Here is a 26262-nt window from a genome sequence, read left to right on the forward strand (position 1 = left end):
AGCCGCTCCGTCCTGGGCCGCGGGCATCTCGCTGGCGGCGTTCTCCCACTTCCAGCACGTGACGACGTCCCACGCTTCAGCGCCCACCGCACAGAACGACGCCGGGCCCTCCGCAGGTCGCGGAGCGCCCTGCGCCCGTCCCTGGCCGGAGCCTGACCGCCCTGACGCAGCTGAGTGGTGCCCAGCGCGCAGGCGTCGGTCTGCACCGGCTCGCACGCTCCCAGCGCACGACCCGGCAGCGCCGAGACGTCGTCGCGGAGCCTCCGCCATCCGATCAGGCGCGGCCGAGGACCCAGAAGTTCTCGCCGCGCTGGGACTCGAGCTCGCTCAGCAGCTCGCGGTGGATCTCCCGGACCCGGGCCGGCGTGATCGCCTCCGCCGGGTCCACCTCCTCGATCTGCAGGCTCGTCTTGTCCTCGTAGAGGTGCTCGCCGGCCAGGCGGGCCTGCTCGTCGTAGGGCCACAGGAAGACCTGCCGGCTGGAGACGTGGTAGAGCCCGTCATCGCTGGGGACGTCGTAGCCGACCGCCCGAAGCTCGGCGCCCTTGGCCAGCTGGTGGAAGGTGAGCTCGTCCGCCACCCCCCAGTCGGCGACGGCCACCAGGTCGTCGGAGTTCCACAACACGGACTCCCCGACGCTGCGGTAGAAGCCCAGGACGCCGTCCTTGCCCTCGATCACCGCCGGGGTGTCGCCCCAGGTGACCCGGTAGACGGGGTGGTCGGTCATCATGTCCGCCGCCACGATGCGCTCGAAGTCGCCGGCACCCTCCAGGTGCACGTGGCGCCAGTAGTTCAGCAGGATGGCCCGGTGCCGCGGATCGGTCGTCCGCTCGAGCAGCTGCGCCGTCGGGTTCATGCATTCGTACACGGCCTTCTCGAAACGGTTCATGTCCTTACCGTCACTCATCACTTTCGATGGGTCAACCACAGGTCGTGGCCGGATCGGTGCCGCGACCGGGCCGCGTACGCCGCGGGGGAGCGAAGGGACGATGCGCGACGACTGCCCCGCTCACGACGCGCCTGACGGCTGCTCCCGACGGTGGGCGAGCCGTCATCGTGGACGGCTCGGCAGCGGCAGGACCTGCACTCCGACAGCGTGGGGGGATGCCCGCTGGTCGCCGTCCTCGGGGTGTCTCTGACCCTGGTTGCACCGACCCGGACGCGAAGCCAGCGAGGTGCCGTCCGGTTTGACAGGCTCACGATCGGCTCCATAGCGTTTTTGATCTACCGGGCGGCTGACGATCGCATCGGGTGCGCAACAGACGATCGCGCATGAAATGGCCGTGCCGCGAACCTCGACTCAACGACAAGGGGGGCGACGTGAGTCCTGGCGCCAGCAAGTGGTCGGATCAGGGGAAGCTGCGACGAAAGATGGGTGCTGCGGGCATGGCGGTGGCGCTCGGCGCGCTCACCGCCTGCTCCTCCACCGAACCCGGGAGCGGAGCGGCGACGGGGGGTGGCAGCACCCTGGACCGGATCAAGGAGGACGGCGTCGTCCAGGTCGGGTTCGCCAACGAGCGGCCCTACGCCTACCGGGAGGACGGCCAACTGGTGGGGCAGTCCCCGGCCGTCCACGGGTACATCTTCGACCAGATCGGCAACATCGAGCTCGAGCCCAACCTCTTCGAGTTCGGCTCGCTGATCCAGGCGCTGAACTCCGAGCGGGTCGACGTCGTCACCGCCGGCATGTTCATCACGCCCGAGCGCTGCGAGCAGGCTGCGTTCAGCAACCCGGTCTACGTCGCGACGACCGCGCTGCTGGTCGCCGCCGGCAACCCGATGGGCCTCAGTGACTACGCCTCCGTCGCCGACAGCGACGCCGTGCTGGCCGTCATGAACGGCGCCGTCGAGGTCGAGCAGGCCCGCGCCAACGCCATCCCCGACGACCGGCTGCAGATCGTTCCCGACCAGCAGGGCGGCCTGGACGCCGTCAAGTCCGGCCGTGCCGATGCCTTCGCGCTGACCGCCATCTCGCTGCGCGCGCTGGCCGAGAACGATGCGAGCGTCGAGGTCGCGGAGGCGTTCGTCCCCGTGGTCGACGGCGAGGAGGTCATCGGTGCCGGGGCCGCTGTGTTCCGCCAGGGCGACGACGATCTGCGCGAGGCGTTCAACGCCGAGCTGGCGGAGCTGGTCCAGAGCGACACGTGGCTCGAGCTGGTCGAGCCCTACGGCTTCACCGAGGCCGAGCGGCCCGATCCGGACCTGACCGCCGAAGAACTCTGCCAGGGCTGAGCCCTTGCTGCAGGAGCTGATCGACGCCGGCCCCCTGTTCCTGCGAGGGGTCGGCGTCACTGTCCTGTACACCACGCTCGCCGCGGTGTCGGCCCTGGTCATCGCGTTCGCCTTCGGGCTGCTGGCCATGTCCCGGTCGGTCGTGGTCCGCGGGGTCATCCGGGTGGTCGTGGAGTTCTTCCGCGGCACGTCTCTGGTCGTGCAGCTGCTGTGGATCTTCTTCGTGCTGCCCCAGCTCGGGCTGAGGTTCGAGGCCATGGCCGCTGCCACGTTGGCGTTCGCGCTCAACTTCGGGGCCTACGGCTCCGAGATCGTGCGCGGGGCGATCACGTCGGTGCCGAGGGCGCAGTGGGAGGCCACCGTCGCTCTGGGGATGGGGCGCGTGCAACGCATGCGGCGCGTGCTCCTGCCCCAGGCAGTGCCCGAGATGATCCCTCCGTTCGGCAATCTGCTGGTGCAGATCCTGAAGAGCTCGTCGCTGCTGTTCATCGTGGGCATCACCGACCTCACCTTCGAGGTCAACCAGCTGCGGTACGAACTCGGCAGTCTGCCGGCGTTCGCCATCGCGCTGGTCGTGTACTTCATCGTCGCCCAGCTGCTGCTGGCCGGCATGCGGTTCTGGGAGAGCCGCGCGGCGGCCACGGTGGGCAGAGGCCCGAAGGCCGTCACGGTGACCACCGACCCGCAGGCGGTGGCGACCACGTGAAGGAGCGCTCGCTCTGGGACTGGGACTACGCGCTCGACGTCCTCCCGGAACTCGTCACCGCCTTCCTGCAGCTGACCCTGGGGATCACCGCTGCCGCGGCGCTGCTGGCGATTGTCCTGGGGTTGCCGTTGGCCCTCGGCCGCCGTTCCGAGCTGGCGGTGGTGTCCTGGCCGACCCATGGGGTGGTCGAGTTCGTGCGCAGCACGCCGATCCCGATCCAGCTGTTCTTCGTCTACTACGCGTTGCCGGCGGCCGGTATCCGGATCAGTGCTCTGACGACCGGCATCGTCGTCCTCGGCATCCACTACGCCTGCTACATGTCCGAGGTGTACCGGGCGGGCATCGACGCCGTCCCGAAGGGGCAGTGGGAGGCATGCGTGGCGTTGTCGCTCTCGCCGCAACGGACGTGGCGGGCGGTGATCCTGCCGCAGGTCGTGCGCCGGGTCCTGCCCTCCACCGGCAACCAGATCATCGCCCTGTTCAAGGAGACCCCGTTCCTGATCGTGATCGGGGTGGCCGAGATGGTCACGGTCGCCAACCAGCTGGCGGCGGCCCAGTACCGCTACATCGAACCGATCACCATCGCCGGGCTGATCTTCCTCGCGGCGAGCTATCCGACATCGGTCCTGCTGAGAAGGCTGGAGACCCGCCTTGGCCACTGAGACACCCGCACCGTCCACGACGTCTCCGGGGGCGGAGGCGATGATCCGCTTCGACGACGTCGTCAAGCGCTTCGGGGACAACACCGTCCTCGACGGGATGAACTTCTCCGTCGCGCCGGGGGAGCGGGTCACCCTCATCGGCCCGTCGGGCTCCGGGAAGACGACCATCCTGCGGTTGCTGATGACCCTGGAGGAGGTGACCGAGGGGGTCATCTGGGTCAAGGGCGAGCCGCTGACGCACGAGCGGAGGGGGAACAAGCTCGTCCCCGCGTCGGACAGGTACCTGCGCAGGGCGCGTCAGCGGATCGGGATGGTCTTCCAGCAGTTCAACCTGTTCCCGAACATGACGGTCATCGAGAACATCATGGAGGCGCCGGTCTCGGTCCTCGGCAAGGGCAAGGCGGAGGCGCGCGCCCACGCCGAGGAACTCCTGGGCAAGGTGGGGCTCGCCGATCGCGCCGACGCCCACCCGACCCAGCTGTCCGGCGGCCAGCAGCAGCGGGTCGCCATCGCCCGAGCACTGGCGATGGAGCCGGAGGTGCTGCTGCTCGACGAGGTGACGTCCGCGCTGGACCCGGAGCTCGTCGTCGACGTCCTCAACGTGCTGCGTGACATCGCCGAAACGACCGACATCACGATGTTGATCGTCACCCACGAGATGCAGTTCGCGAGGGACGTGTCCCACCGCGTGATGATGTTCGACAACGGTGTGATCGTCGAGGACGGGCCACCGGAGAAGATCTTCAACGAGCCCGACCACGAGCGCACCCGGACCTTCCTCAAGGCGGTGCTCGAGGAGCGGTGATCCCTCGCCGCACCCGCACGTCCTGGTCGTTCGGGCAAGGACCGTGGGGTCCGACTCGGTGTCCGAGGGGGACGCCGTCGCGCTGACCGGCGCCGAGAACCAGCAGACCCTGTGCTCCGGGATGCGCAGCCGGGACGTCAGCGGGCAGCCAAGGGCATTCGCTGCGGTGCTGACTCGCACAGCGCGGCCGGCCGAAGCCCCCGCTGCTCCTGCCGTCGATGCGGCCGTTCAGGCGGGCGGCCATCCAGTAGCCGGGCCGCCGGCCCGGGTCTTCACGACCCAGCACCGGGACAGGAAGCCCCGGCCCCGCCGGTCGGACGTAGCGGACCCCGGGTTCGGGGACCGGGAGGCCGTCTGGCACGCCCCTGACCAGCGCCGCCCCGGTCGGACGCCGGCTCCCGCCAGCGGCCCCACTCATCGAGGGAGGGGGGCTTTGCCCCGGGGGGCCATCGTCGCACCGTTTCCCTCGGTGGACGCCCGGGCACATCCACTGCGGGCAGCCGACAGGAGGTACTGACGTGAGGTCGATCGCCGGGCAGAGCGTCGATGAGCTCGGCGGCCCGGGCAGTGTGTTGGTCCGGCTCCGCCGTGAGCACGAGGTCCTCGAGGACATGCTGCAGCGGCTTCCCGAGACCTCCGGCGACGAGCAGGACGAGCTCCTCATGCGCCTGTGGCGGCTGGTGAACCCACATGCCTACGGCGAGGAGCTCGTGCTGTGGCCGGCCGTCCGCAGGATCGCAGACGATGGGCACGAGGTGACCCGGGAGGTCGAGCAGGGAGAGCAGGAGCTCAACGAACTGGCCGCCGCCCTGGAGCGGACCGGCCAGGAGGATCCGCGGCGGGATCACCTGATCAGCGAAGTGATCAAGAACCTGCGGAACGATGTCCGCCTGGAAGAGGACGTCGTCCTCCCTCGTCTCCAGGCAGCGGCGACCCCCCGGCAGCTACGCCGGCTCGGCCTGGCCTGGGAGTGGGTGCGGCGCACCGCCCCGACGCGACCGCATCCGACCACCTCCCGCCGTCCGCCGGGGAACATCCTCTCCGGACTGCTGCTCACGGTGCTCGACCGGTCCCGTGACCGGCTGGACCGCACCGCCCGCCACCACACCGGACGCGCCGCCTCCACCAGCCGCACCGCGAGCCGGGTGCTGGCCCACGCCGCCGGCCGAGTGGAGCGTGTCCGTGCGCTCCAACGGGGGGAGGACCCCAGCACCCGACCGGGACGAATCGAGGACGAGCGATCCCCGTGAGTCGAGTTGACTGCGGCCAACGAGCGAACTCGACGATCCCCCGGCTCCAACCCGTTGGCTGATCGTCACCTGCCCCGACGCAGGTGGTCGTGGGCGAGGTCCAGGACCTCTGCCAGGGCCAGTCGGCTGCCCGCGGTGAACAGCTCGTCGAACCGCGCGGATCCGGCCGCTGCGCGCACTGCGTCCGCCAGGTCGCCGTCCCCGCGCATCGACGCGTACACCCGGAGCCCGGCGCGACGGCGCAGGCCCTCGGTCGCACCGGCGAGCAGTCCGGCCCGCTCGGCGTCCCCCTCGGCGAGGGACATCGCCGAGACACCCGCAAGTGCCAGGCAGAGGCAGTGCGTGCTGTGCCCGGACTCGCTGAGGTCGAGCGCCTCGCCGAGGAGAGCGCGGGCCTCGTCGAGATCGCCTCGGCCCACTGCGAGCCCGGCCAGGACCACCCGCGACACGGCAGCCAGCCAGGGGGTGTCGAAGCGACCCGCCAGGTGGTGCGCCCCGGTGGCATGACGCAGAGCGTCGGCGGGATCGCCGAGGGCGGCCTCCACGGATCCGGCGGTCACCAGCGCGAACCCCGTCCACATCGGCTCGTCGAGACCGCGCAGCCGGTCGAGGGCGGTGCGCAAGCCCCGCCGGGCGCCGTCCAGGTCGCGGACGAGCGCCGCGGCCCAGGCGAGGAGCAGTCGCGACACGGCGTCCAGGTAGGGGTCCTCGACCTCGCCGATCAGCGCGGCCAGCCGCTCGCTGGTCGCCCGGACGGCCGTCGCGTCGCCGACCTCCAGGGCGGACACCAGGGCCGTGCTCAGCAGTTCCGCGCGCGAGGCTGCCGGCAGGCCGTCCTCGGTCGGCAGCAGCTCGGCCACCCAGGAGCGGGCCTCGCCGATGATCACGTCCCCGAGGCCCAGGAACGGCCAGAGGACCCGGAACGGCGACAGCACCCGGAACAGGTGGGGGAGCGGCGCCGGGTCGTGGGCGAGGTGCCAGCGCACCGCGGTCACGATGTTGTCGCTCTCCCGGACGAGGACCTCGGCGCACGCCCGCTGGCGGAAGCCGCGCAGTGGCCGATCGGCGCTCTCGGCCAGCGCCCGGTAGTGCTCGGCGTGGCGGCGACGCACCTCGTCGACGTCGGGACGCGCCGCCAGCCGTTCGGCGACGAAGGCGCGCACCGGGTGCAGCTTCCGGGGTCGCGGCCCCGTGGGCCGCACCGCGACGTGGATGAGGCTGTGGCGGGCCAGGCTCTCGGTCAGGTCCAGCACCCGGTCCTCGTCGAGGCCGGCGACGTGGGCGGCGGCCGCGAGGCTCCACCCGTCGGCGAACACCGCCAGCACCTCGAGCAGCGACCGCTCCGCGTCGTCGAGCATGCCGATGCTCCAGTCCACCGCCGCGCGGAGGGTGCGCTGCCGCTCCGGGAGATCGGTCGCGCCCGTACCGAGCGTGTCGAGGGAACGGGAGAGCCGGCTCAGCACCGTGCCCGGGCCGAGCAGCTGCACGCGGGCGGCGGCCAGCTCGATGGCCAGCGGCACGCCCTCCAGGCGGCGGCAGATCTCCACGACGGCCTGGGCGCCGTCCGCGGTCAGCGCGAAGTCCGGGCGCACCGCCCGGGCGCGCTCCAGGAAGAGCCGCACCGCCGGGTTCTCCGCGACGTCCGGCAGGTCCGACGTCTCCGGGACCGGCAGCGGGGGAACCGGGTACGCCTGCTCGGCCTGCACTCCCATGACGGTCCGGCTGGTCGCGAGCACCGCCAGTCCGGGGCACCGGGTCAGCAGCTCGGCCAGCTCGGGGCCGGCCGCGACCAGGTGCTCGAGGTTGTCGAGGACGAGCAGCCACCGGTCGCGCCCGAGGAGGTCAGCGAGGGCGGGCACCGGCGTGGTCGCGCCGGCGAGGTCGGCCCCCAGGGCCCAGCCGATGCGTGGCACGACGGCGGCTGGGTCGGTCAGCTCGGCGAGCGGGACGAAGACGGTGCCGGCGTCGAACTGCGGGCGCAGCTGCTCGGCGGCGGCCAGTGCCAGGCGGGTCTTGCCGATCCCGCCCGGTCCGGTGAGGGTGACCCACCGTCGGCCGGAGCGCGAGAGCAGGTCCGCCACATCGGCGACCGCCTGCTGCCGACCGACGAGCGACGTCGTGCTCACCGGGAGCGGCGCGAGCGTGAGGACGGACCGGGTGACCGGACGCGCCGCCGTCGCACCCGCGGCCGCCGGAGCCGCCGGCGCGGTGGGTGCGGCGGTGAACCGCTCGCTCAACAGCTGGGCGAGATCGTCGCGGACCAGCCGGCCCAGCTCGGCGGGGGTCCGGAACGGGCGGTAGGCCGCCTCCCGCCCGATCCGGCGGATCAGCTGCGTCAGGCGCGGGTCCCGGTCGGGAGCGGGTGTCTTCAGGTACAGCAGTCGCGGCATCCCCTGCGACAGCTCGAACTCCTCCTCCAGGCCGGAGACGTCCAGGCCGGGGACGAGCTCGCCGTACCGCTGCCAGTACACGCCGACGAAGACGTCGCTCTGCGCGAGGTAGGCCCGGTACAGCTCGCCGGGGAGATGCGGGCGCGCTCCCGCCTCGAACATGACGGCGGTGAGCCGCAGCGCCGAGACGGCGCGCGAGACGGCGCGGCGCTCGGCCGCCAGCTCGTGCAGGGTCGAGCTCACGAAGACGCGGAGCCGCTGGTCTGGTGTTCGGATGCCCGGCATGGGGCAGGCCTCTCGTGGAGCGTGGGTCAGGGACGGGCAGCGACCATCAGCGCGGCGCCACGCGGAAGACGGGCCAGCCGATCTCCGTCCGCCACGCGGACGGATCGGCCGTGTCGCGTGGGCCGACCAGGTAGGTCTCCCGCACCGGACCGGCCACCGCCAGGGCATTGGCCACCACCCAGGCGCCCAGTTCGCCGTAGGTGACGTCGATGTCGTCGTGCTCCCCGGCGTGGGTGGTGACGGCCAGCTCGGCGGCCGGCAGGGTCACCGGGTGCACCCGGCCGCTGCGCGGGGGATCGGACGCCGGCCGGTACACGAGCACGTGACCGTGGCCCTCCTCGAACAGCGCGTTGTCGTAGAGGCCCCCCGGGACGCCGGTCGGCTCGTGGACCACCGCGTCCAGCTCGGCCATGGCGCCGGCGTACCAGGCGAGCACCTCTTCGTGCGCCACGTCGTCCTCGACCGCGGCCACCGTCGTCGCCGGCACCGCCCGCAGTTCGACCTCCAGCGGTGGTGGCTCCGGCCGCAGCAGCCGGCGCAGCGACGCGACCGCGCTGCGGGTGCGTTCCAGCTCGGACTCGAGCCGCTGCAGGTGGTCGGCGACCAGGCCGGCGCGGGTGCGCGGATCGGGGGAGCGCAGGATGCGCTGCACGTCGGGCAGTGGGACGTCGAGTTCCCGCAGCCGGTGGATGACCTGGGCGGTCGGGATCTGGTCCGCGGTGTAGTACCGGTAGCCGCTCGCGGGGTCCACCGTCGCCGGCTCCAGCAGGCCTGCGTCGTGGTAGCGGCGCAGCGTGCGCACGCTCAGGTGGGTCAGCCGGGAGAACTCGCCGATCGCAAGCACGCGTGCACTCTGCACCCTCTCCCCGGGGGAGAGTCCAGCGCTTGACCCTCCCGGTCCGGGAGGTCGCACGGTCGGGCCATGAGCACACCGACCAGCATCCAGCCCGACCAGCTCCCGGCTCCGATCCGCGGCTACCTCGCCGCGCACGACGCCCGCGACGCGGATGCCGCGCTGCGCGCCTTCACGCCCACCGCCGTGGTGGTCGACGAGGGCATCACCTACCGCGGGACCGAGGAGATCCGCGGCTTCCTGACCCAGGCCGGAGCCGAGTTCACCTACACCAGCACCCTCGTCGCCGCGGAGCGCACCGACGACGCGCACTGGGTCGCCACCAAGCACCTGGAGGGCGACTTCCCCGGTGGCGTCGTCGACCTCCGCTACCGCTTCGCGATGGACGGCGACTCCATCGCGGAGCTCGTCATCGAGCCGTGACGACCGGCGTCCAGCAGTCATCCCTCGACCCGACAGCCGTGGGCCAGGTGCGACACCGTCCGCACGCCAGCGTGATCGGTGGACCACCGCCGGCCGTGACTGGACACGATCCGCTGGCGGGTGCACCAGGCCTCGGGGCAGGGCTCGACGCCCCAGGGGGGTGGTGGTCGTGCGCATGGCGGGGCCTCTTCGTCTCCGTCGGGGTCCGCGGACGGGCTCGCTCCGTCGGACGGGGTGAGGGGGACGACCCCCGACGCGGTCGGACCGGCTCCGCATCCGTCATGTGACCGGGCTCGGTGCGGTTCCCGGTCGGGCGGTGCGGCCAGCTGCGTCGGGGGCTGCGGGCTGGGCACGACCGGCGTGGAGTCCGAGCTGACCCTCCGTTCGCCGGCCTCCACCAGTTGGTCCGGTCGCTGCTCGGTCGCCTTCCCGCGTTGCCCGCCCCGCAGCGGCGGGCGCTGAAGGCGGCGTTCGGCATGACCGACGACGCGTCCACCGGGCTGCTGATCGCCTCGTCGCAGGGAGCCCGGGAGTCCTCCGGCCCCCGCTCCGGCGGGTCAGGAGCGGATGAACTCCAGCAGGTCGGCGTTGATCGTCTCGGCCTGGGTGGTCGGCATGCCGTGCGGGAAGCCGGCGTAGGTCTTCAGGACGCCGTTGGGCAGCAGCTCGGCCGACAGCGGCGCGGAGTCGGCGTAGGGCACGACCTGATCGTCGTCGCCGTGCATGACCAGCACCGGGACGGTGATCTTCTTGAGGTCGTCGGTGAAGTCGGTCTGGGAGAAGGCGACGACGCCGTCGTGGTGGGCCTTGATGCCGCCCATCATCCCCTGGCGCCACCAGTTCTGGACCAGGCCCTCGACCGGCTCCACGCCCGGGCGGTTGAACCCGTAGAACGCGGTGGCGGGCAGGTCGCGGTAGAACTGCGCCCGGTTGGTGGCGACCTGGGTCTGGATGTCGTCGAAGACGCTCCTGGGCAGACCGCCGGGGTGGGCGTCGGTCTGCACCATGAGCGGCGGCACGGCGGCGATGAGCGCCGCCTTCGCGACCCGGTCCTGCCCGTGCCGGGCCAGGTACCGCACGACCTCCCCGCCGCCGGTCGAGTGGCCCACGTGCACCGCGTCGCGCAGGTCCAGGTGCGCGGTGAGCGCGGCCAGGTCGTCGGCGTAGTGGTCCATGTCGTGCCCGCCGTCGGTCTGGGTCGACCGGCCGTGGCCCCGGCGGTCGTGGGCGATCACCCGGTAGCCGTGCTGCAGGAAGAACATCAGCTGGGCGTCCCAGTCGTCGGCCGACAGCGGCCAGCCGTGGCTGAACACGATCGGCTGACCGCTTCCCCAGTCCTTGTAGAAGATCTCGGTGCCGTCGTCGGCGGTGATCGTGCCCATGGCGGAGGCTCCTCGGGTGCGTCGGGTCCGCCGGACGGGATGGCCCAGGCGGACGAGGTGAGGGGGACGACGCTCGACGACGGCGGGCAGCTCCGCATCCGTCATGTGACCGAGGCCGGTGCCTTCCCTGGTCGCGGGGAACGACGAGACGCACCGGGAGGAGTGGCCCTGCCGCGGACGCCTGCCAGGCGACCGGAGCGGGTGTCAGCAGAGCCCCGTCGTCCTCGGACGAGGCGTCGACGACCGGTCATCTGACGGATGTGCGTGCCTCGACGCGCGGCGAGCGTTCCCGACATGACCTCAGACCAGGACGACCCGTCCACGACGTCGCCGAGCAGCGAACCGGCCTCGCTGATCGCCGTCCGCCAGCTGGCTGAGGAGCGACGGCAGTTCCGCGCCGGCGACGACCGCCTCCCCTCGGCCGCCCGGATCAGGGCCGCCCGACGGCGGGACGCGCTCGGGCGGGACGACGCCGGGCGGTGACCCACGCGCTGGGGGAGCGACCGGCACTCCACCGGACGGAGGGGCTGGGACGACGTGCGGCGCCCGGCCCGGTCGTGCGCTTCTCCGGACCGGTCAGCGTGGCCGCGAGGGCTCCGCGGTCTCGTAGGTGGAGACCCCGTGCCGAGCCTTTACTCCGGTGTCCCGACCCCGATATATTGCGCCCGTCTCCAGGACATCGCGGATCGCCCGGGCAGGATCCGCGCAGCAGCCGGACGGTGGTGGGCGCTGATGGGCACGGACGTGATGGCGGCCGGCCTGGTGGGCCGGGACGCGGAGATCGACGTGCTCGATCGGCTGCTCCGCGACGTGCGGCACCGGGGTGCCGCCGTCCTCGTCCGTGGCGAGGCCGGGATCGGCAAGTCCGCCCTCCTGCGCCACGTGTGCGAGGCCGCGGCCGAGCGGGGGCTGCGGGTGCTGCGCACGACCGGCGTGGAGTCCGAGACGACCCTCCCGTTCGCCGGCCTCCACCAGTTGGTCCGGTCGCTGCTCGGTCGCCTTCCCGCGTTGCCCACCCCGCAGCGGCGGGCGCTGAAGGCGGCGTTCGGCATGACCGACGACGCCGCACCGGAGCTGTTCCTGATCGGCCTGGCGGCCCTGACGCTGATCAGCGACAGCGCCGCGGACCAGCCCCTGGTGCTGGTGATCGACGACGCGCACTGGCTCGACCGGCCCAGCGCGGACGTCCTCGGCTTCGTCGCCCGGCGGCTGGAGTCCGAGGCGGTGGTGATGGTGGCGGCCCAGCGCGACGGCTTCCCGTCCGTCCTCTCCGGTCCCGCACTGGACGATCACCGGCTGGAGCGCCTGGACCGTCGCTCCGCCGAGGACGTGCTGGCGCGCCGGGCGCCGCAGCTCGATCCGGCCGACCGCGGGCGCCTGCTGGCCGTGGCCGCGGGGAACCCGCTCGCGCTGGTGGAGCTGCCTCTGGAGGGCGCGGGGGACGACTGGGCGCCCCTGACGCTGACCGCGAGACTGGAGCACGCGTTCGCGGCGCGGCTCCCCGGGCTGCCCGAGGTGACCCGGGACCTGCTGCTCGTCGCGGCGCTGGAGGACGAGGGCGACCTGGGGGAGGCGCTGGCCGCGGCGTCCGCACTCCGCGGCGCCGAGGTCACCGCGGACGCACTGACCTCGGCCGTCGAGGTCGGGCTGGTCGCCGCCGACGGCGGGAAGCTGACCTTCCGCCATCCGCTGGTCCGCCACGCGATCCGGCAGCGGGCCACCCTGGCCCAGCGGCAGCGCGCGCACATCGCGCTGGCCGGGACGCTGCGCGGCAGCGACCGGCAGATCTGGCATCGGGCGGCGGCCGCCGATGCGCCGGACGACGCGGTCGCCGCCGAACTGGAGGACGCCGCGGTGCGCGCCCAGCGCCGGGGTGGCGTGGCAGCGGCGCAGGCGGCGCTCGAGCGCGCCGCCCGACTGACCGCTGACCCGGCGGAGCGAGCACGGCGCTACCTGCGAGCAGCCGAACTGGCCTTCGAATGGGGGCGCCCCGACGTCGTCGACCGCCTCCTGCGCGAGACCGCGACCCTCGACGTGCCGGCTCGGGAGCGGACCCGCATGACGGTGATCCGGGAGGGGTTCGACGAGGGCATCCACGACGTCCGAGCGGGCACCCGGATGCTGACCGAGGTCGCCGCCGCGGCCGCCGCCGACGGCCGGGCCGACCAGGCGCTGAGGTTCCTCCAGGCCGCGTCGCTGCGGTGCTGGTGGGCCGACCCTGGCGCGGAGGCGCGCGCCCGCCTGCTCGAGGTCGTCGAGCAGGCACTCGACCGGGACGACGTGCTCGCCGTCGAGGTGCTCGGCTACGTGGCGCCGTTCGACCGCGGGGCGGTGCTCCACGAGCGGCTGCGCGCCCTGTCCGACGGTCCGCTCGACCCGGCGCGGGCCCAGGCCGCCGGCTTCGCGGCGAGCGTCGTGGGTGACTTCCCGCTGGCCGTGGAGTTCCTGACGTCGGCGCTCGCGGGCCTCCGGGCCGACGGCCGGCTCGGGCTCCTGGGCCGAGTCCTGACGGTGCAGGCCTGGAGCGCGCTCAACGCCGGGCGGTTCGACCTGGCCGCCACGGCCGCCGACGAGGCCGCCCGGCTCGCCGCCGACTCCGCCCAGCCGCTGATGGGAGCCGTCGCCCTGGTGGTCCAGTCGGTGGTCTCCGCGGTCCGCGGCGCCGAGGACGTGGAGGAGCGCCTCGCCGAGGCGGCCCGGCTGGGGCTGCAGGTCGACTCGAACGCCGTCCTGGCGGTCGTGCAGTTCGCCCGCGGCATGGTCGCGCTCGACCTGGGATTGCACCAGGCGGCCTGGGACCAGCTGGTCCGCCTCGCCGACCCCGCCGACCCTGCCCACCACCCCGTGGTGCACAGCTTCGCCGTCGGCGACCTGGTGGAGGCCGCCGTCCACAGCGGGCACCGGGCGGAGGTCGCGCCGATCGTGGCGGACCTCGAGGCGGTCGCGACGCGGACGCCGGCGCCGTTGCTGCACATCGGGCTGCGCCACGGCCGAGCGCTGCTGGCCTCCGAGGACGACGCCGAGGAGCTCTTCTCGGCGGCCCTGGCGGCCGACCTCGGTGCCTGGCCCTTCGCCCGTGCCCGGCTGCAGCTGTCCCACGGGGCCTGGCTGCGCCGCCGCCGGCGGGCGGCGGAGGCCCGGGCTCCACTGCGGGCCGCGCGGGACACCTTCGACGCCCTGGGTGCCGCGGCGTGGGGCGATCGGGCGCGCCACGAGCTGCGGGCCTCGGGGGAGCAGAGCAGGCCGCGCACCCCGGAGGCGCGCGAGCAGCTGAGTCCGCAGGAACTGCTGATCGCGCAGCTGGCCGCCGACGGCCTGACCAACAGGGAGATCGGCGCGCGGCTGTACCTGTCGCACCGGACGGTCGGCACCCACCTGCACCGGATCTTCCCGAAGCTCGGCATCACCTCCCGCGTGTCCCTGAGGGCCGCGATCGGTCCGGCACCGGCCCGATCCACCGTCGGCGCGACGGGCATCTGACGTACGCGAGGGCCGTGGGCCTCGCGGTCCGGCCGAGGCGCAGGTCGTCATGGCCCGGCGGACAGCGCCACCGTCGGTGGTGTGCGGGCAGCGCGCAGGGCCGGGTAGAGCCCGGCGACGGCGCCGATGCCCAGGGTCGCGGCCACGCCGACGACGGGGACGCCGGGCGGCACCACGGGGAGCCATCCGTTGGCCACGGCCACCACCGCGGTGACCGCGCTCCCGATCCCCGCTCCGGCGACGTCGCCCAGCGCCGACAGCAGGAGCGCCTCGCTGAGGAACTGGGCAGCGATGTGCCGCCGGGTGGCGCCGAGCGCACGGCGCAGACCGATCTCCCGGCGCCGCTCGATGACCGAGATGATCATCGTGTTGGCCACCCCGATCCCGCCCACGACGAGCGCGATCGCGCCCAGGCCCAGCAGCAGCCCGGTGAACGCCTCGTCGGCGGCAGCGCGCGCGGCGAGGGCGTCCGAGGGGCGGGAGACCGCGACCGCGCCGGGCCGGGCGGGTTGCAGGGACGGGGGGATGAGACGGGCGACCGCGGCGACCGTTGCGTCCGTGGAGCGCTCGTACAACCGGGTCGGCGCCCCGGTGTGGCCGAGTTCGGAGGTCGCGACCGGCATTCCGACCAGGGCGGCGACGTCGAGCTCGGGGGCCAGCCGCACCGGATCGAGGATGCCGAGCACGGTCGTGTTCCGGCCGCCCAGCCACACCTGCCGCCCCACCTCGGTGATCCCCAGCCGCCGCGCTGCCGTGGCGCCCAGGACCGTCGTGGGGAAGCGGGCGGAGGCCTCGTCCAGCCAGCGACCGGTCCGCACGTGCCCCCCGACGACGTCCAGCAGGTCCAGCTCGGTGGCGGTGACCGTCAGGCCGCCGGTCAGCCCGGCGTCGACCGCCTTGCTGCGGTAGACGGCGACGTCGCCGAGGTCGGCGGTGGTCGTGGCCGCAGTGACCCCGGCGATCCGCTCGACCCGGGCTGCCGCGTCGGCCGGGAGCGACGGGAACTCGATCCCGGCGGGGGAGTCGGCCACGCCGGCGGTGAGCAGATCGGTGCCCAGCGCCGCCAGTTGCCGGTCCAGGCGTGCCTGGCTGGAGGCGGACAAGCCCACCACGGCGACCATGGCGCCGATCCCGATGGCGATGCCGAGCGCGGAGAGCACGGCGCGCACCGGCCGGGCACGCAGGCCCGCCGAGCCCAGGTGCACGAGATCCCCGGCCCGTAGCCGGGAAGCAGGAGAGTCAGGTCGCCTGCGACCGTCGGCGGGGGTCACCGGGTTCCCCGTCCGTCGCCGCCGGCGGCGATCCGGGACCCGGAGTCGGCCACGACCCGGCCGTCGGCGATGGACACCTGGCGGGGCAGGCGGGCCGCGAGTCGCTGGTCGTGGGTGATGACGACGACCGTCGTCCCGGTCCGGTGCAGCTCGTGCAGCAGTTCCACGATGCTGCCCCCGGAGCGGGAGTCGAGGTTCCCGGTCGGCTCGTCGGCCAGCAGCAGCGGTGGCCTCCCGACGACGGCGCGAGCGATCGCGACGCGCTGCCGCTCGCCTCCGGACAGCTGGGAGGGCAGGTGGTCCAGTCGGTGCCCGAGCCCCACTCCGGCCAGCGCGGCACGGGCCCGCTCCCGGCGGACGCGGCGGGGCACGCCGGTGTAGAGCAGCCCGTCCGCGACGGCGTCCACGGCGCTCACCCCCTCGGCGAGGTGGAACTGCTGGAACACGAACCCGATCCGGAAGGCCCGCAGGGCCGAGAGGCCGGCGTCGGACAGCCCGCCGACGTCGACGCCGTCGACGAACACCCGACCGGAGGTGGGGTGGTCGAGGGTGCCCATGACGTTGAGCAGGGTGGACTTGCCCGACCCGCTGGGGCCGACCACGGCGACGAACTCGCCCGTCTCCACGGCGAGGGTGATCCCGGCCAGCGCCCGTGCGGGGGGTGTTCCGTAGCTCTGGGTGACGTCGTCGAGGCGGAGGACGGCGCTCATCGGGTCGGCACCACGACGTGGAGACCCTCGCGGATGCCGTCGCCGGAGATCTGGACGCGTCCGGAGGCGAATGCGCCGACGGTGACCGGGACGACGGTCGTCGGGTCACCGGCCCGCCGTCCGGGCACCTCGACGCCGGAGGTGGTCTCGTCGACGGCGACGAGCGCCTCGACCGGGACGGTCAGGACGTCCTCGCCGAGGGTGCTGGTGAACCGGACCAGCACGCTCGCCAGGGAGAAGGCCGCCGCGCCGGTCTGGTCCTCCAGGTCCAGGGCGACCGGCACCACGATCCTCGTGCTCGCCCCGTCGGTCGAGGGCCGCTCCACGGCGTCACCCACGCCGCGCACGGTGGCGGGTAGCTCGGTCCCGTCGGGCAGCACGACCGTGACCGCGGCGCCGACGACGGCGAGGCGCTGGTCGTCCAGCCCGAGGTCGGCCTCGACGACCTTGTCGGTGCCCGACGTGGTGAACAGCTCCGTGCCGGGGGCCACCTCCGCGCCGAGCCGACTGGTGAGCGCCGCGACGCGGACGGGCCCGTCGGAGACCAGCACCGCCGACCGCTCGACGACGCCGGTGCGCTCCACGCCCAGGGCCTTCTGCCAGGCCCGGACCGCGGAGGCCGTGGCATCGGTGAAGCGTGCGTCGGGTGCGCCGGTGAAGTGGCCGAACGCCGCCAGGTTCTGCTCCAGTTGCCGAACGTCCTCGCCGTCGGTCACGCCGACCCGCAAGGTCCGCCAGGCCGGTACCTGCCCGATGAGGAGGACGACCGGCCGGGTGTCGACGGTGTAGAGCGGATCGCCGGCGGAGATCGTCGTGCCGACGGCCGGGAGCATCGTGACCACGCCGGGCGACCCGGAGGTGACGGGCCCTCCGACCGGGAAGCGCAGGGTCCCGCGCACGTCGGTCGCGGCCACCATCGTCCCGACGGTCACCGGGACGGTCGCCGGTCGGGTGGAGGGCGCCACCGCGGCGTCCTCCCGCACTCCCTGCTGGGCCCAGACGCCGGCGCCGGCGAGCGCGGCGGCCAGCAGCCCGACGGCCGCGACCACCCGCCACCGCCGACGCGCGGGGCCGGGCGGATCGGCCACCGCTCCGGAGCGCGCCGTCGCGGCGGGCTCGACCGACTCCGGCCGTTGCACCTCCCCGGACGCTGACTGCGCGGCCTCACCCGTCGGGCACGCCGCTGTCCGGGGCGTCATTCGGCCGGCGTCGTGCAGTCGGCGAAGTCGGCGTCGGGCACGCCGTCCAGGGCCAGCGGAGCCCCGACCTCGGGATCGGACACGTCGTGGCCGAGTTCGCGCAGGCACTCGGCCAGGGCGAGCCCGCCCTCGTGCATCGCGCGCAACTCCTCGTCGCTGAAGTCGCGCGTCGGTGGTTCGCCGATCTCGGCCATGCAGGCCGCAGCCGCGGCCTGGACCTCCGGGCCGCTCTCCTGGATCCCGGCACCCGGGGCCGGGTCCGCCACGTCCAGCCCGCGGCTGCGCAGGCACTGGGCCAGCTCCAGGTCGTAGGCATCCCGCTCGGCGGACGCACCGCCGGTGGACGATCCGCTGCCTCCCCCGGCCGATGCCGACGATGCGGCGGGGGAGCCGGTCGGTGGGGCAGTGGTGCCGCAGGCGGCCAACGCCAAGGCCAGCGCCGGTGCGGCGAGCAACGCCGCCGACGTCCGACGACGGAACGGGGTGGAACGGAGAGCGAGCACGGTGGTCCTCCTGGGTCAGCGGCAGGTTGCCGCGGTGGTGACCCCATCGACCCAACCGGCCGGCCCGTTGCGCGTGCGTTCGCGGAAACGGATACGTCCACGACAGGTGGGCGCAGACATGTCGTGCGCGTATGCGCAATCGGAGACGCTCTGGCAACCGCCGCCGGACTCCACTGGATCCGTCCACCAGTACGCACGTCCGCGCCGGCACCGTCCGGCGGGGAGGAGCTCCACCATGACGATCACCCGCCGACCACCTGACATCGCGGCGAGACGGGCCGCCCGGGCGTCCGTCGCCGGCCGGCCGGCACCGTGGCGACCGGGCCTGCCGGTGCTCTCCGCGGTCGCCGTCGTGCTCGCCGTCGCCGCCATCACGCTCGGCCCGGCCGAGCTCGTCGCCGACGCCCGCCGGACCGTGACGGCCGGGCTCGAGGCCCTGCTCGCCCCGTGGGTGGGCACCGTGCCCCGGCGTCCGGTCGAGGTGGTGGCGAACGTGCTGCTCTTCGTCCCGGTGGGTGCGCTTGCCGCCCTGGTCCTCCGGCGCTCAGGTCCGGTGCTGCCGCTCGCGCTCGGAGCCGCGACGTCGGTGCTGATCGAGCTGGCGCAGGGGGTGCTCCCCGGCCGCGTGCCCGACCTGGTCGACGTGGCCGCCAACACCGCCGGCGCGGCCGTGGGCGTCGTGCTCGTCACCGTGCACCTGGCCGCCTCCCGCCGGGCCGGCCGCCGTCGGCGTCGCGGACTGCGCGTCGCCCTGCTCACCACCCCCGCCCTGATCGCGGCCCTGGCCGGGTGCTCGCAGACCGCACCGGCGGGGGTCGCCGACGCGCCGGCACCGCGCACGTCGGACGAGGGACCACTGACGGTGGAGCACGGCTACGTCGCCGACGGCGACGAGCTGTCACCCTTCGCCGACGTCCCGGCCATCACCGGGCTGGACGGCGCGCTGCGCACGGCGGTGCAGGACGCGGCCCGGGACGCGACGGCCGACGGGGTGGACCTCCACGTGTCCAGCGGGTGGCGCAGCGCCGCCTATCAGCAGGCGCTCTTCGACGCCGCGGTGGCCGAGTACGGCAGCCCCGCCGCAGCCCGGGAGTGGGTGCTCGGTCCCGACGAGTCATCCCACGTCACGGGCGATGCGGTCGACATCGGTCCCACGGACGCGATGAGCTGGCTGGCTCAGCACGGGTCGGACTACGGCCTGTGCCAGACCTACGGCAACGAGATGTGGCACTTCGAGCTGGCCGTCGAGCGCGGGGGCCAGTGTCCGGCGCCGTCCGACGACCCCAGCACCGGCTGAACGCGTGGCGTCTGCCCGCGAACCGGCCAGCGTCGTCGCGGCCCGGCAGCTGGCCGCCGAGGCCCACGAGCGTCGCTGGGGGGCCTCACGCCCCGGTCGGCCCCGTCCCGCAGATACGCCGCCGATACAGCGGGCTCCCTACCCTCGTCCCATGCGGGTGCTGATCGCCGAGGACGAGCCCTACCTGGCCGATGCCATCCGGGATGGCCTGCGCCTGGAGGCGATCGCCGCCGACGTGGTCCACGACGGGGACAGCGCGCTGGAGCACCTGGCCGTCAACGGCTACGACGTCGTCGTCCTCGACCGCGACCTGCCGGGTACATCCGGGGACGAGGTCGCCCGGCGGATGGTCGCCGACGGCCGACCGAGCCGCATCCTCATGCTGACCGCGGCCGACCGGCTGGAGGAGAAGGTCGCCGGCTTCGAGCTCGGCGCCGACGACTACCTCACCAAGCCGTTCGCGATGCGGGAGCTGGTGGTGCGGTTGCGCGCGCTCGGCCGCCGGCCGGTGGACGGCGCGCCCCCGGTGGTGGAGTTCGCCGGCCTGACCCTCGACCCCTTCCGCCGGGAGGTCTACCGGGACGGCCGGTACGTGGGGCTGACCCGCAAGCAGTTCGCGGTGCTCGAGGTGCTCATGGCCGCCCGCGGCGGTGTGGTCAGCGCGGAGTCGCTGCTCGAGCAGGCATGGGACGAGAACGCGGACCCGTTCACCAACGCCGTCCGCATCACCATCTCTTCGCTGCGCAAGCGCCTCGGCGACCCGTGGCTCATCCACACCGTTCCCGGCAGCGGCTATCGGGTGGGACCACCGACGGACGGAGTCGACGGCACGAGCGGTGCCGACCGACGGTGAGTGCCCGGCTGCGCCTGACCCTCAGCTACGCAGGCTTCCTGCTCGTCGCCGGACTGGCCCTGGTGGCGGTGCTGGTCTCGGTCATCTGGTTCGTCCCCGAGGGCAACCTCACCGGCGCGGCCGGGTTCATCCCGGACCGGGACGACCTGCTGACTGCGCTGTGGCCGCGGGCCGCGGCAGGACTCGGCGTGCTGGTGGTCGTCGGTCTGATCGGCGGCTGGTTCCTGGCCGGTCGGATGCTCCGTCCGCTGCACCTGATCCACGCCGTCGCACGGCAGGTCGCGGCCGGCTCGCTGGAGCACCGGGTGCGCCTGCAGGGCACTCGCGACGAGTTCCGGGAGCTCGCCGACACCTTCGACACCATGCTCGACCGGCTCCAGGCCTCCCTCGACGAGCACCGTCGGTTCGCCGCCAACGCCTCCCACGAGCTGCGCACCCCGTACGCCGTCGAACGCGCCATGCTCGACGTCGCGCTGGCCGACCCGGCCGGCGTGGACGTCGAACGGCTGCTGCGCCGGCTGGACGAGACCAACCGGCGGGGCACCGAGACGGTGGAGGCGCTGCTGGCCCTGGCTGCCCTCGACCAGGGCCGGACCCCGTCACGTACCCCCGTGGACCTCGCCGAGCTCACCGCCGGCGTCGTCTCGGAGCTGACCTCGGTCGCCGATGAGGCCGGGATCGTCGTCGAGGCGCACCTGGGCGAGGGCGACCTCGACGGGGCCCCGCCCCTGGTCCGGCAGCTGGTGGCCAACGTGGTGCTCAACGGGATCCGCCACAACACCGGCCCCGGTGGGTGCGTCCAGGTCACGACCGGCACGACCGCCGAGGGCCGGGCCGAGCTGCGCGTGCTCAACACCGGCCCGGTGGTTCCACCGCACCTGCTGGCGGAGCTGACCGAACCCTTCGTGCGGGGAGAAGGCCGGACGTCGGCCGGTGGGGGCGGCCCCGTCCCGCCCGGCAGCGGACTCGGGCTGGCGATCGTGGCGAGGGTGGCAGAGGCCCACGGGGCGGCGCTGGAGCTCTCCGCGCCGCCGGAGGGCGGCCTGTCCGTGCGGGTGTCCTTTCCCGCGCCGGGGACCTGACGGTCGGTGGCCGGACCGCCGTACGCCGGAGCAGGCGCTTCCCCGACGCACGACGATGCTCAGCGGCTGGTGGCCGTCGCCCGGCAGTCAACCGTCCGCGTCCGGGGAGTCGGCGGTCGACCCCGCATCGGTCTGCAGGCTGTGCCAGGTTCCGAAGGCGACGGCGGCCGCGCCCGCCACGTCGCCGGCGGCGCAGAGCCGGATGAGCTCGTCGTGCTGCGCGACGGATGCGTGACCCTGGGTGGAGCCGAACCGGAGCCGCTCCGCCCGGCGCAGCGTGGGGGTGAACTGCTCGAGGACCGTGGCCAGCGCGCGGTTGCCGCAGATGGCCACGGGCACGCCGTGCAGTTCGTCGTCGGCCCGCACGGCGGCCTCGACGTCGCCGCTCTCGACGGCGGCGGCGAACCGGCGGTTGGCGTCGCGCATGGTGGCCACGTCCGCCTCGGTGAGGAAGGGGACGGCCTCGCGGACGGCCACCTGGTGCATCGCGGCGACGACCTCCCGGGCGTCTCGGACCTCCCGGACGTCGAGCGGGCTGACGATGGTCGAACGGCCGGGCTGGGCCAGGACGAGCCCGCTCTGCGCCAGGCGCAGCAGTGCCTCGCGGACGGGGGTCCGGCTGACGCCGAGCCACGCGGCGAGTTCCTTGTCCTTGAGCTGCTCACCGGGCTCGAACGTGCCGTTCTCGATGGCATCGCGGAGTCGGCGGTACACGTCGTCGCGGAGCAGGCTGCGATCGAAGCTCGGGGCAGTCGCGGGAGTGGCCACGCAATATATTGCGCCGCTCCGTGACCTCGCGGCAAGCCGCACAGCCGAGAGCCGGGCGTGGGGATCGGACACCGAGCCGCTTGCCTGGCCGACGGGTAGTCGGATGGGCCGTCATCTGACGTACGCGAGCAGGGAGAGCCGCTTCCTACGGTCGATATATCAGCGCTGAGGCGGCCACTCCGGTCGTTCCGGTCGCTGCGGATCGAGAGGAACGACGATGACCATCACCAACGACGAGCGCCCGCCGGCCCGGGAGAAGCCCACCGTGGTGCTCGTGCACGGCGCCTTCGCCGAGTCCGCGAGCTGGAACGGGGTGATCGAGCAGCTCAGGAGCGACGGCCACCCGGTCATCGCCGCGGCGAACCCGCTCCGGGGCCTGCGCTACGACGCCGACCAGCTGCGCAGCATCCTGGACCAGGTGCGCGGCCCGATCGTGCTGGCCGGCCACTCCTACGGCGGCTCGGTGATGAGCGTGGCGGCCGACGGGCACCCCGGCGTCCGGGCGCTCGTCTACGTGGGAGCTTCCTGCTGGAGGAAGGCGAGAGCACCGGTGAGCTGGCCGGGAAGTTCCCCGGCAACGAACTGGGGTCCGCGCTGGACCCCGTTCCCGTCCCCGACGGGAACGGCGGCACGGTGACCGACCTGTACATCCAGCCGGAGAAGTTCCGGCAGGTGTTCGCCGCGGACGTGCCCCCGGAGGTCGCCGAGCTGATGGTCGCGACGCAGCGGCCCATCACCAGCGAGGCGCTGGAGGAGAAGGCGACGGCGGCGGCCTGGCGGACGATCCCGTCCTGGACCCTGGTCACGCGGCAGGACCTCGCGGTCCCGGCCGAGGCGCAGGTCTTCATGGCCGAGCGCGCGCAGTCCACGGTCGTCGAGGTCGACGCCTCCCACGCCGTCGCGGTGTCCCGGCCCGGCGCGGTCGCCGACCTGATCCTCCAGGCCGCCCGCGCGACGGCCGGCTGAGCCGCTGCCTCACGACCGTCCCGCCCCTCCGGCAGCCGGGCTGTCGGAGGGGCGGGACGGTGGGCACGGCTCCGCTCCCCAGCCGCCTGGAGGTCGGTGACGACATGCAGGTCCTCGACCTGATCGGCATCTTCGCCTTCGCGATCTCCGGCGCCCTGATGGCGATCGGCCGCGACTACGACGTGGTGGGGATCGCGATCCTGGCGGTGGTCACCGCGCTGGGCGGCGGCATCGTCCGGGACCTGGTGCTCGGCGACACGCCGCCTCCGGCGTTCACCGGGTGGCAGTACCTGGTCGTGGCCCTGGCGGCGGCCGCGGTCACGTCCGTCGCCCACCCCTGGTTCGGGCGGCTGAGCAGGCCCCTGCTCGTCTTCGACGCGGCCGGCCTGGGGCTCTTCTGCGTCGCCGGGACCGAGAAGGCCCTCGATCACGGGCTCGCGCCGGTGGCGGCCGCCCTGCTCGGGGTCACGAGCGCCGTGGGCGGCGGGGTGCTCCGCGACGTCCTCGCCCGCGAGACCCCGGCGCTGTTCCGGCCGGACTCCGAGCTCTACGCGATGCCGGCGGTGGCCGGGGCGCTCGTCGTCGGCGTCGCCTCGACCTTCGACGCCGACGGCCCGGCGCTGGGCGCGGGGGTCGCCGCCGCGATCTTCGTCGTCCGGGTGCTCGCCCTGCAGCGCCACTGGCGCGGTCCGCGGGCGCGCCGGCGGCGATCCCCGGTCGGCCCGTCGCCGGTGGGCGGACCGCCACCTTCCTGAGGCAACGAGCGAACAGCGCGACATGACACCGGGCGAGCGGTACGGCGTGGTGGTCGTCGGCGAGCACCGGCGGGGCACGCGCACAACGAAGGCGTCCTCGGAGCCCGGGCGTGGATGACGACGACGAAGGAGCAGAGATGGGCAGCGTGGACCGCGGACGGCTGGACGGGCGTCGAGCGCTCGTCACCGGCGGGTCGAAGGGATCGGGTGGCGCCGTGGCTGAACGGCTCCGCGCACTCGGCGCGGACGTGCACGTGACGGCCCGGACGATGCCCGACGGGTACGAGTTCCCCGACCGCTTCATCGCGGCCGACACCTCGACCGTCGAGGGCACCGCGCTCGTCGCGTCGCGGATCGAGCAGGCAGGTGGTGTCGACGTCCTCGTGCACGTCGTGGGAGGAGCGTCCACGCCGTCCGGGGGGTTCGCGGTGATCACGGACGAGCAGTGGATGACCGAGCTGCAGCTCAACTTCCTCGGCGCCGTGCGGCTGGATCGAGCGCTGCTGCCCGCGATGATCCGGGCCGGGCACGGTGTGGTCCTCCACTTCACGTCCATCCAGCGGCAGCTGCCGCAGTACGACGCGTCTCTCGCGTACGCGGCGGCGAAGGCCGCGTTGCGCACGTACAGCAAGGGCCTGGCCAACGAACTCGCGCCGCAGGGTGTGCGGGTCAACGCGATCAGTCCGGGTGGGATCGAGACCGAGGCCTACGAGAGGTTCGTGGACCGGATCGCGGAGGGGAACGGGCTGAGCCGGGAGGGGGCGAAGGAGAGGATCTTCGACGACCTCGGCGGAGTGCCGCTCGGCCGTTTCGCGAGGACGGAGGAGATCGCCGATCTCGTGGCCTTCCTGGTGTCCGACCAGGCGTCGGCGATCGTCGGCGCGGAGTACGTGATCGACGGCGGGACCGTCCCGACGGTCTAGCACCGGACCGGACGCAGGGGACGTGCTCCAGGAGAGGAGGAGTCGCCGTGGGCGCCACGGACGAGCTGATCAGCCCCGTCGTCGTCGGCCGGCTGCGGGCTGCGTTGGAGGCGGTCGCGCCCACCGGCGACTTCCCCGCTCTGGTCCGGGCGGAGGGTGCCGTGGCGGGTGTCCGCCTCCGGGAGCGGGTGGACGTCGTCCGCGATGCGCTCCTCAGCGACGTCCCGGCGGGGTTCCCCACCGCCGAGCGGGTGGTGCTCGACCTGCTGGACGAGCCGCGCTTCGAGGGCTGGATGATCTGGCCCACCACGGAGTTCCTCGCCTCGAGAGCGCTCGAGTCCGGGTCTGCGCGGCACTTCGACGCCGCCATGGATCTCCTGGCCCGGCTCACCGTCGGGCTGACGGGCGAGTTCGCCGTCCGCGAGCTGCTGAACGCGCGACCCCAGCGCGGCCTCCGCATCATGCAGACCTGGACGGGGCACGACAGCGAGCACGTGCGGCGACTCGCCACCGAGGGCTCGCGCGCGTACCTGCCCTGGGCAAGACGGGTTCCGTGGCTGCTGGCCCATCCCCGTGCAACACGGGGCATCCTGGACGCCACCTACCGCGACCCGGCCGGGTACGTGCGTCGCTCGGTCGCGAACCACCTCAACGACCTCAGTCGCGTCGATCCCTCCGTCGTCACGGAGATCGCCGCCGCGTGGGCCGGCGACCCGGACGCCCACACACCCGGGGTGCTCCGGCACGGCCTGAGGACGCTGATCAAGCGAGCCGACCGCACCGCGCTGGCACTCGTGGGGTTCACCGGGAACGACCTGCACGTGGACCGGCCGCGGCTCGCCGGTGACGTCGTCCCCTGGGGAGGGGAGCTCACGTTCACCGCCGTCGTCACCAACGACGGGGAGACGGACGCGACGGTGGCGATCGACTACTCCCTCGGGTTCCAGCGCGCCAACGGGTCCGTGAGCCCCAAGACCTTCAAGCTCGGGTCACGGCGCATCGCCGCCGGCGGCAGCACCGTCGTCACGAAGACCCATTCCTTCCGCCCGATCACCACCCGGACGTACCACCCGGGGTCGCACTCCGTCACCGTGCAGGCGAACGGGGTCCTCTCTCCACCCGAGTGGTTCGTCCTGGAGAGCGCGGACGCGGCAGTGCGGGGAACATCGTGAACGACGTGGCCGAGCGGGTGCTGCGCACCGTGTCCTCGATCCCCAGCGGGCGCGTGATGACCTACGGCGACGTCGCGGAGGCGGCGGGCACCGGTGCGCGCGCCGTCGGTCAGGTCCTGCGCAGGGACGGTCGCGACGTGCCGTGGTGGCGGGTGGTGGACGCCACGGGACGGCCGGTCAGGGCCGCGGCCCACGAGGCACGCGCACGGTTCCTCGCGGAAGCGACCCCGTTGCTGCACCGGGGCGACGACGTGCGGGTGGACCTCGCGTGAGCATCGTGGCGCAGCCACGGTGC

26 protein-coding genes are annotated in these 26262 nt (G+C 73.7%); 17 read left to right on the forward strand and 9 right to left on the reverse strand.

Annotation, left to right across the window (positions count from 1 at the left end):
* Nucleotides 1-274: 274 nt before the first annotated feature.
* Nucleotides 275-889 carry a hypothetical protein gene (locus tag ACI783_RS00885; RefSeq protein ID WP_457138688.1) on the reverse strand — a complete coding sequence of 205 codons (615 nt, stop codon included), beginning with the start codon at nucleotides 887-889 and terminating at the stop codon, nucleotides 275-277.
* A gap of 482 nt (nucleotides 890-1371) precedes the next feature.
* Here ACI783_RS00885 and ehuB point away from each other — a divergent pair, with 482 nt between their 5' ends.
* From ehuB to ACI783_RS00910, 5 genes are all read left to right on the forward strand, one after another.
* The gene (gene ehuB, locus ACI783_RS00890; protein WP_457138689.1) at nucleotides 1372-2232 is read left to right on the forward strand and encodes an ectoine/hydroxyectoine ABC transporter substrate-binding protein EhuB; all 861 of its coding nucleotides are present in this window, start codon (nucleotides 1372-1374) and stop codon (nucleotides 2230-2232) included.
* A 4-nt stretch (nucleotides 2233-2236) separates the two neighbouring features.
* Nucleotides 2237-2938, forward strand: a complete 702-nt coding sequence (ehuC, locus tag ACI783_RS00895) for an ectoine/hydroxyectoine ABC transporter permease subunit EhuC (protein WP_457138690.1) — start codon at nucleotides 2237-2239, stop codon at nucleotides 2936-2938.
* Nucleotides 2935-3600 (forward strand): ectoine/hydroxyectoine ABC transporter permease subunit EhuD, encoded by a 666-nt coding sequence (ehuD, locus tag ACI783_RS00900; RefSeq protein ID WP_457138691.1) that lies wholly within the window; start codon nucleotides 2935-2937, stop codon nucleotides 3598-3600. Before ehuC ends, ehuD begins: the two co-directional genes overlap by 4 nt.
* A 40-nt stretch (nucleotides 3601-3640) precedes the next feature.
* Complete coding sequence (ehuA, locus tag ACI783_RS00905) at nucleotides 3641-4405, forward strand: ectoine/hydroxyectoine ABC transporter ATP-binding protein EhuA (protein WP_457138692.1); 765 nt, start codon at nucleotides 3641-3643, stop codon at nucleotides 4403-4405.
* Between the two features lie 518 nt (nucleotides 4406-4923).
* A complete protein-coding gene (locus ACI783_RS00910; RefSeq protein WP_457138693.1) occupies nucleotides 4924-5655 on the forward strand; it encodes a hemerythrin domain-containing protein in 732 nt (243 codons plus the stop codon).
* A gap of 65 nt (nucleotides 5656-5720) precedes the next feature.
* On the opposite strand, the gene ACI783_RS00915 is transcribed toward ACI783_RS00910, so the two are convergent.
* Nucleotides 5721-8288 carry an ATP-binding protein gene (locus ACI783_RS00915; protein ID WP_457138694.1) on the reverse strand — a complete coding sequence of 856 codons (2568 nt, stop codon included), beginning with the start codon at nucleotides 8286-8288 and terminating at the stop codon, nucleotides 5721-5723.
* A gap of 88 nt (nucleotides 8289-8376) precedes the next feature.
* On the reverse strand, nucleotides 8377-9174 hold the full coding sequence (locus ACI783_RS00920) for a MerR family transcriptional regulator (protein WP_457138695.1): 798 nt from the start codon (nucleotides 9172-9174) through the stop codon (nucleotides 8377-8379).
* Nucleotides 9175-9252: 78 nt separating this feature from the next.
* Here ACI783_RS00920 and ACI783_RS00925 point away from each other — a divergent pair, with 78 nt between their 5' ends.
* Complete coding sequence (locus tag ACI783_RS00925) at nucleotides 9253-9606, forward strand: nuclear transport factor 2 family protein (protein WP_457138696.1); 354 nt, start codon at nucleotides 9253-9255, stop codon at nucleotides 9604-9606.
* A 557-nt stretch (nucleotides 9607-10163) separates the two neighbouring features.
* On the opposite strand, the gene ACI783_RS00930 is transcribed toward ACI783_RS00925, so the two are convergent.
* Nucleotides 10164-10988: an alpha/beta fold hydrolase gene (locus tag ACI783_RS00930; protein ID WP_457138697.1), complete on the reverse strand. Its 825-nt coding sequence runs from the start codon at nucleotides 10986-10988 to the stop codon at nucleotides 10164-10166.
* A gap of 294 nt (nucleotides 10989-11282) precedes the next feature.
* Here ACI783_RS00930 and ACI783_RS00935 point away from each other — a divergent pair, with 294 nt between their 5' ends.
* Together ACI783_RS00935 and ACI783_RS00940 are read left to right on the forward strand one after the other, a co-directional pair.
* Complete coding sequence (locus ACI783_RS00935) at nucleotides 11283-11471, forward strand: hypothetical protein (RefSeq protein WP_457138698.1); 189 nt, start codon at nucleotides 11283-11285, stop codon at nucleotides 11469-11471.
* Between the two features lie 249 nt (nucleotides 11472-11720).
* A complete protein-coding gene (locus ACI783_RS00940; protein WP_457138699.1) occupies nucleotides 11721-14468 on the forward strand; it encodes an ATP-binding protein in 2748 nt (915 codons plus the stop codon).
* A gap of 47 nt (nucleotides 14469-14515) precedes the next feature.
* On the opposite strand, the gene ACI783_RS00945 is transcribed toward ACI783_RS00940, so the two are convergent.
* The 4 genes from ACI783_RS00945 to ACI783_RS00960 form a co-directional block, all read right to left on the reverse strand.
* On the reverse strand, nucleotides 14516-15673 hold the full coding sequence (locus tag ACI783_RS00945) for an ABC transporter permease (RefSeq protein WP_457138700.1): 1158 nt from the start codon (nucleotides 15671-15673) through the stop codon (nucleotides 14516-14518).
* 62 nt (nucleotides 15674-15735) lie between these two features.
* Complete coding sequence (locus ACI783_RS00950; RefSeq protein WP_457138701.1) at nucleotides 15736-16449, reverse strand: ABC transporter ATP-binding protein; 714 nt, start codon at nucleotides 16447-16449, stop codon at nucleotides 15736-15738.
* On the reverse strand, nucleotides 16446-17588 hold the full coding sequence (locus ACI783_RS00955) for a peptidoglycan-binding domain-containing protein (RefSeq protein ID WP_457138702.1): 1143 nt from the start codon (nucleotides 17586-17588) through the stop codon (nucleotides 16446-16448). Before ACI783_RS00955 ends, ACI783_RS00950 begins: the two co-directional genes overlap by 4 nt.
* A 56-nt stretch (nucleotides 17589-17644) precedes the next feature.
* On the reverse strand, nucleotides 17645-18151 hold the full coding sequence (locus ACI783_RS00960; protein ID WP_457138703.1) for a hypothetical protein: 507 nt from the start codon (nucleotides 18149-18151) through the stop codon (nucleotides 17645-17647).
* A 235-nt stretch (nucleotides 18152-18386) separates the two neighbouring features.
* Between ACI783_RS00960 and ACI783_RS00965 the strand changes: the two genes are divergently transcribed.
* The 3 genes from ACI783_RS00965 to ACI783_RS00975 all read left to right on the forward strand — a co-directional run bounded on the left by ACI783_RS00965 (nucleotide 18387) and on the right by ACI783_RS00975 (nucleotide 21383).
* Complete coding sequence (locus ACI783_RS00965; RefSeq protein WP_457138704.1) at nucleotides 18387-19448, forward strand: VanZ family protein; 1062 nt, start codon at nucleotides 18387-18389, stop codon at nucleotides 19446-19448.
* A gap of 151 nt (nucleotides 19449-19599) precedes the next feature.
* On the forward strand, nucleotides 19600-20301 hold the full coding sequence (locus ACI783_RS00970) for a response regulator transcription factor (RefSeq protein ID WP_457138705.1): 702 nt from the start codon (nucleotides 19600-19602) through the stop codon (nucleotides 20299-20301).
* Nucleotides 20298-21383 (forward strand): sensor histidine kinase, encoded by a 1086-nt coding sequence (locus ACI783_RS00975; RefSeq protein WP_457138706.1) that lies wholly within the window; start codon nucleotides 20298-20300, stop codon nucleotides 21381-21383. Before ACI783_RS00970 ends, ACI783_RS00975 begins: the two co-directional genes overlap by 4 nt.
* A gap of 87 nt (nucleotides 21384-21470) precedes the next feature.
* Here ACI783_RS00975 and ACI783_RS00980 read toward each other — a convergent pair whose 3' ends face one another.
* Nucleotides 21471-22151, reverse strand: a complete 681-nt coding sequence (locus ACI783_RS00980; RefSeq protein WP_457138707.1) for a GntR family transcriptional regulator — start codon at nucleotides 22149-22151, stop codon at nucleotides 21471-21473.
* Between the two features lie 217 nt (nucleotides 22152-22368).
* On the opposite strand from ACI783_RS00980, the gene ACI783_RS00985 reads away from it, so the two are divergent.
* The 6 genes from ACI783_RS00985 (at nucleotide 22369) to ACI783_RS01010 (ending at nucleotide 26239) form a co-directional block, all read left to right on the forward strand.
* Nucleotides 22369-22788 (forward strand): alpha/beta fold hydrolase, encoded by a 420-nt coding sequence (locus tag ACI783_RS00985; protein WP_457138708.1) that lies wholly within the window; start codon nucleotides 22369-22371, stop codon nucleotides 22786-22788.
* Nucleotides 22785-23117, forward strand: coding sequence for an alpha/beta fold hydrolase (locus tag ACI783_RS00990; protein WP_457138709.1), 333 nt, complete (start codon nucleotides 22785-22787; stop codon nucleotides 23115-23117). The genes ACI783_RS00985 and ACI783_RS00990 overlap by 4 nt, the downstream gene beginning before the upstream one ends.
* A gap of 104 nt (nucleotides 23118-23221) precedes the next feature.
* Nucleotides 23222-23872, forward strand: a complete 651-nt coding sequence (locus tag ACI783_RS00995) for a trimeric intracellular cation channel family protein (RefSeq protein ID WP_457138710.1) — start codon at nucleotides 23222-23224, stop codon at nucleotides 23870-23872.
* A 137-nt stretch (nucleotides 23873-24009) separates the two neighbouring features.
* Nucleotides 24010-24795: an SDR family oxidoreductase gene (locus ACI783_RS01000; RefSeq protein WP_457138711.1), complete on the forward strand. Its 786-nt coding sequence runs from the start codon at nucleotides 24010-24012 to the stop codon at nucleotides 24793-24795.
* Between the two features lie 47 nt (nucleotides 24796-24842).
* Nucleotides 24843-25967 carry a hypothetical protein gene (locus tag ACI783_RS01005; RefSeq protein ID WP_457138712.1) on the forward strand — a complete coding sequence of 375 codons (1125 nt, stop codon included), beginning with the start codon at nucleotides 24843-24845 and terminating at the stop codon, nucleotides 25965-25967.
* 5 nt (nucleotides 25968-25972) lie between these two features.
* Nucleotides 25973-26239, forward strand: a complete 267-nt coding sequence (locus ACI783_RS01010) for an MGMT family protein (protein ID WP_457138713.1) — start codon at nucleotides 25973-25975, stop codon at nucleotides 26237-26239.
* The last annotated feature ends 23 nt before the right edge of the window (nucleotides 26240-26262 follow it).

This window comes from Modestobacter sp. SYSU DS0511 (genome assembly GCF_054050755.1).

Excerpts from the sequence above, each read along its gene's own strand:
- ACI783_RS00885 (WP_457138688.1), bottom strand. The coding sequence starts at position 889 with ATGAACCGTTTCGAGAAGGCCGTGTACGAATGCATGAACCCGACGGCG.
- ehuB (WP_457138689.1), top strand. The coding sequence starts at position 1,372 with ATGGGTGCTGCGGGCATGGCGGTGGCGCTCGGCGCGCTCACCGCCTGC.
- ehuA (WP_457138692.1), top strand. The coding sequence starts at position 3,641 with ATGATCCGCTTCGACGACGTCGTCAAGCGCTTCGGGGACAACACCGTC.
- ACI783_RS00925 (WP_457138696.1), top strand. The coding sequence starts at position 9,253 with ATGAGCACACCGACCAGCATCCAGCCCGACCAGCTCCCGGCTCCGATC.
- ACI783_RS00930 (WP_457138697.1), bottom strand. The coding sequence starts at position 10,988 with ATGGGCACGATCACCGCCGACGACGGCACCGAGATCTTCTACAAGGAC.
- ACI783_RS00935 (WP_457138698.1), top strand. The coding sequence starts at position 11,283 with ATGACCTCAGACCAGGACGACCCGTCCACGACGTCGCCGAGCAGCGAA.
- ACI783_RS00940 (WP_457138699.1), top strand. The coding sequence starts at position 11,721 with ATGGGCACGGACGTGATGGCGGCCGGCCTGGTGGGCCGGGACGCGGAG.
- ACI783_RS00950 (WP_457138701.1), bottom strand. The coding sequence starts at position 16,449 with ATGAGCGCCGTCCTCCGCCTCGACGACGTCACCCAGAGCTACGGAACA.
- ACI783_RS00965 (WP_457138704.1), top strand. The coding sequence starts at position 18,387 with ATGACGATCACCCGCCGACCACCTGACATCGCGGCGAGACGGGCCGCC.
- ACI783_RS00970 (WP_457138705.1), top strand. The coding sequence starts at position 19,600 with ATGCGGGTGCTGATCGCCGAGGACGAGCCCTACCTGGCCGATGCCATC.
- ACI783_RS00985 (WP_457138708.1), top strand. The coding sequence starts at position 22,369 with ATGACCATCACCAACGACGAGCGCCCGCCGGCCCGGGAGAAGCCCACC.
- ACI783_RS00995 (WP_457138710.1), top strand. The coding sequence starts at position 23,222 with ATGCAGGTCCTCGACCTGATCGGCATCTTCGCCTTCGCGATCTCCGGC.
- ACI783_RS01000 (WP_457138711.1), top strand. The coding sequence starts at position 24,010 with ATGGGCAGCGTGGACCGCGGACGGCTGGACGGGCGTCGAGCGCTCGTC.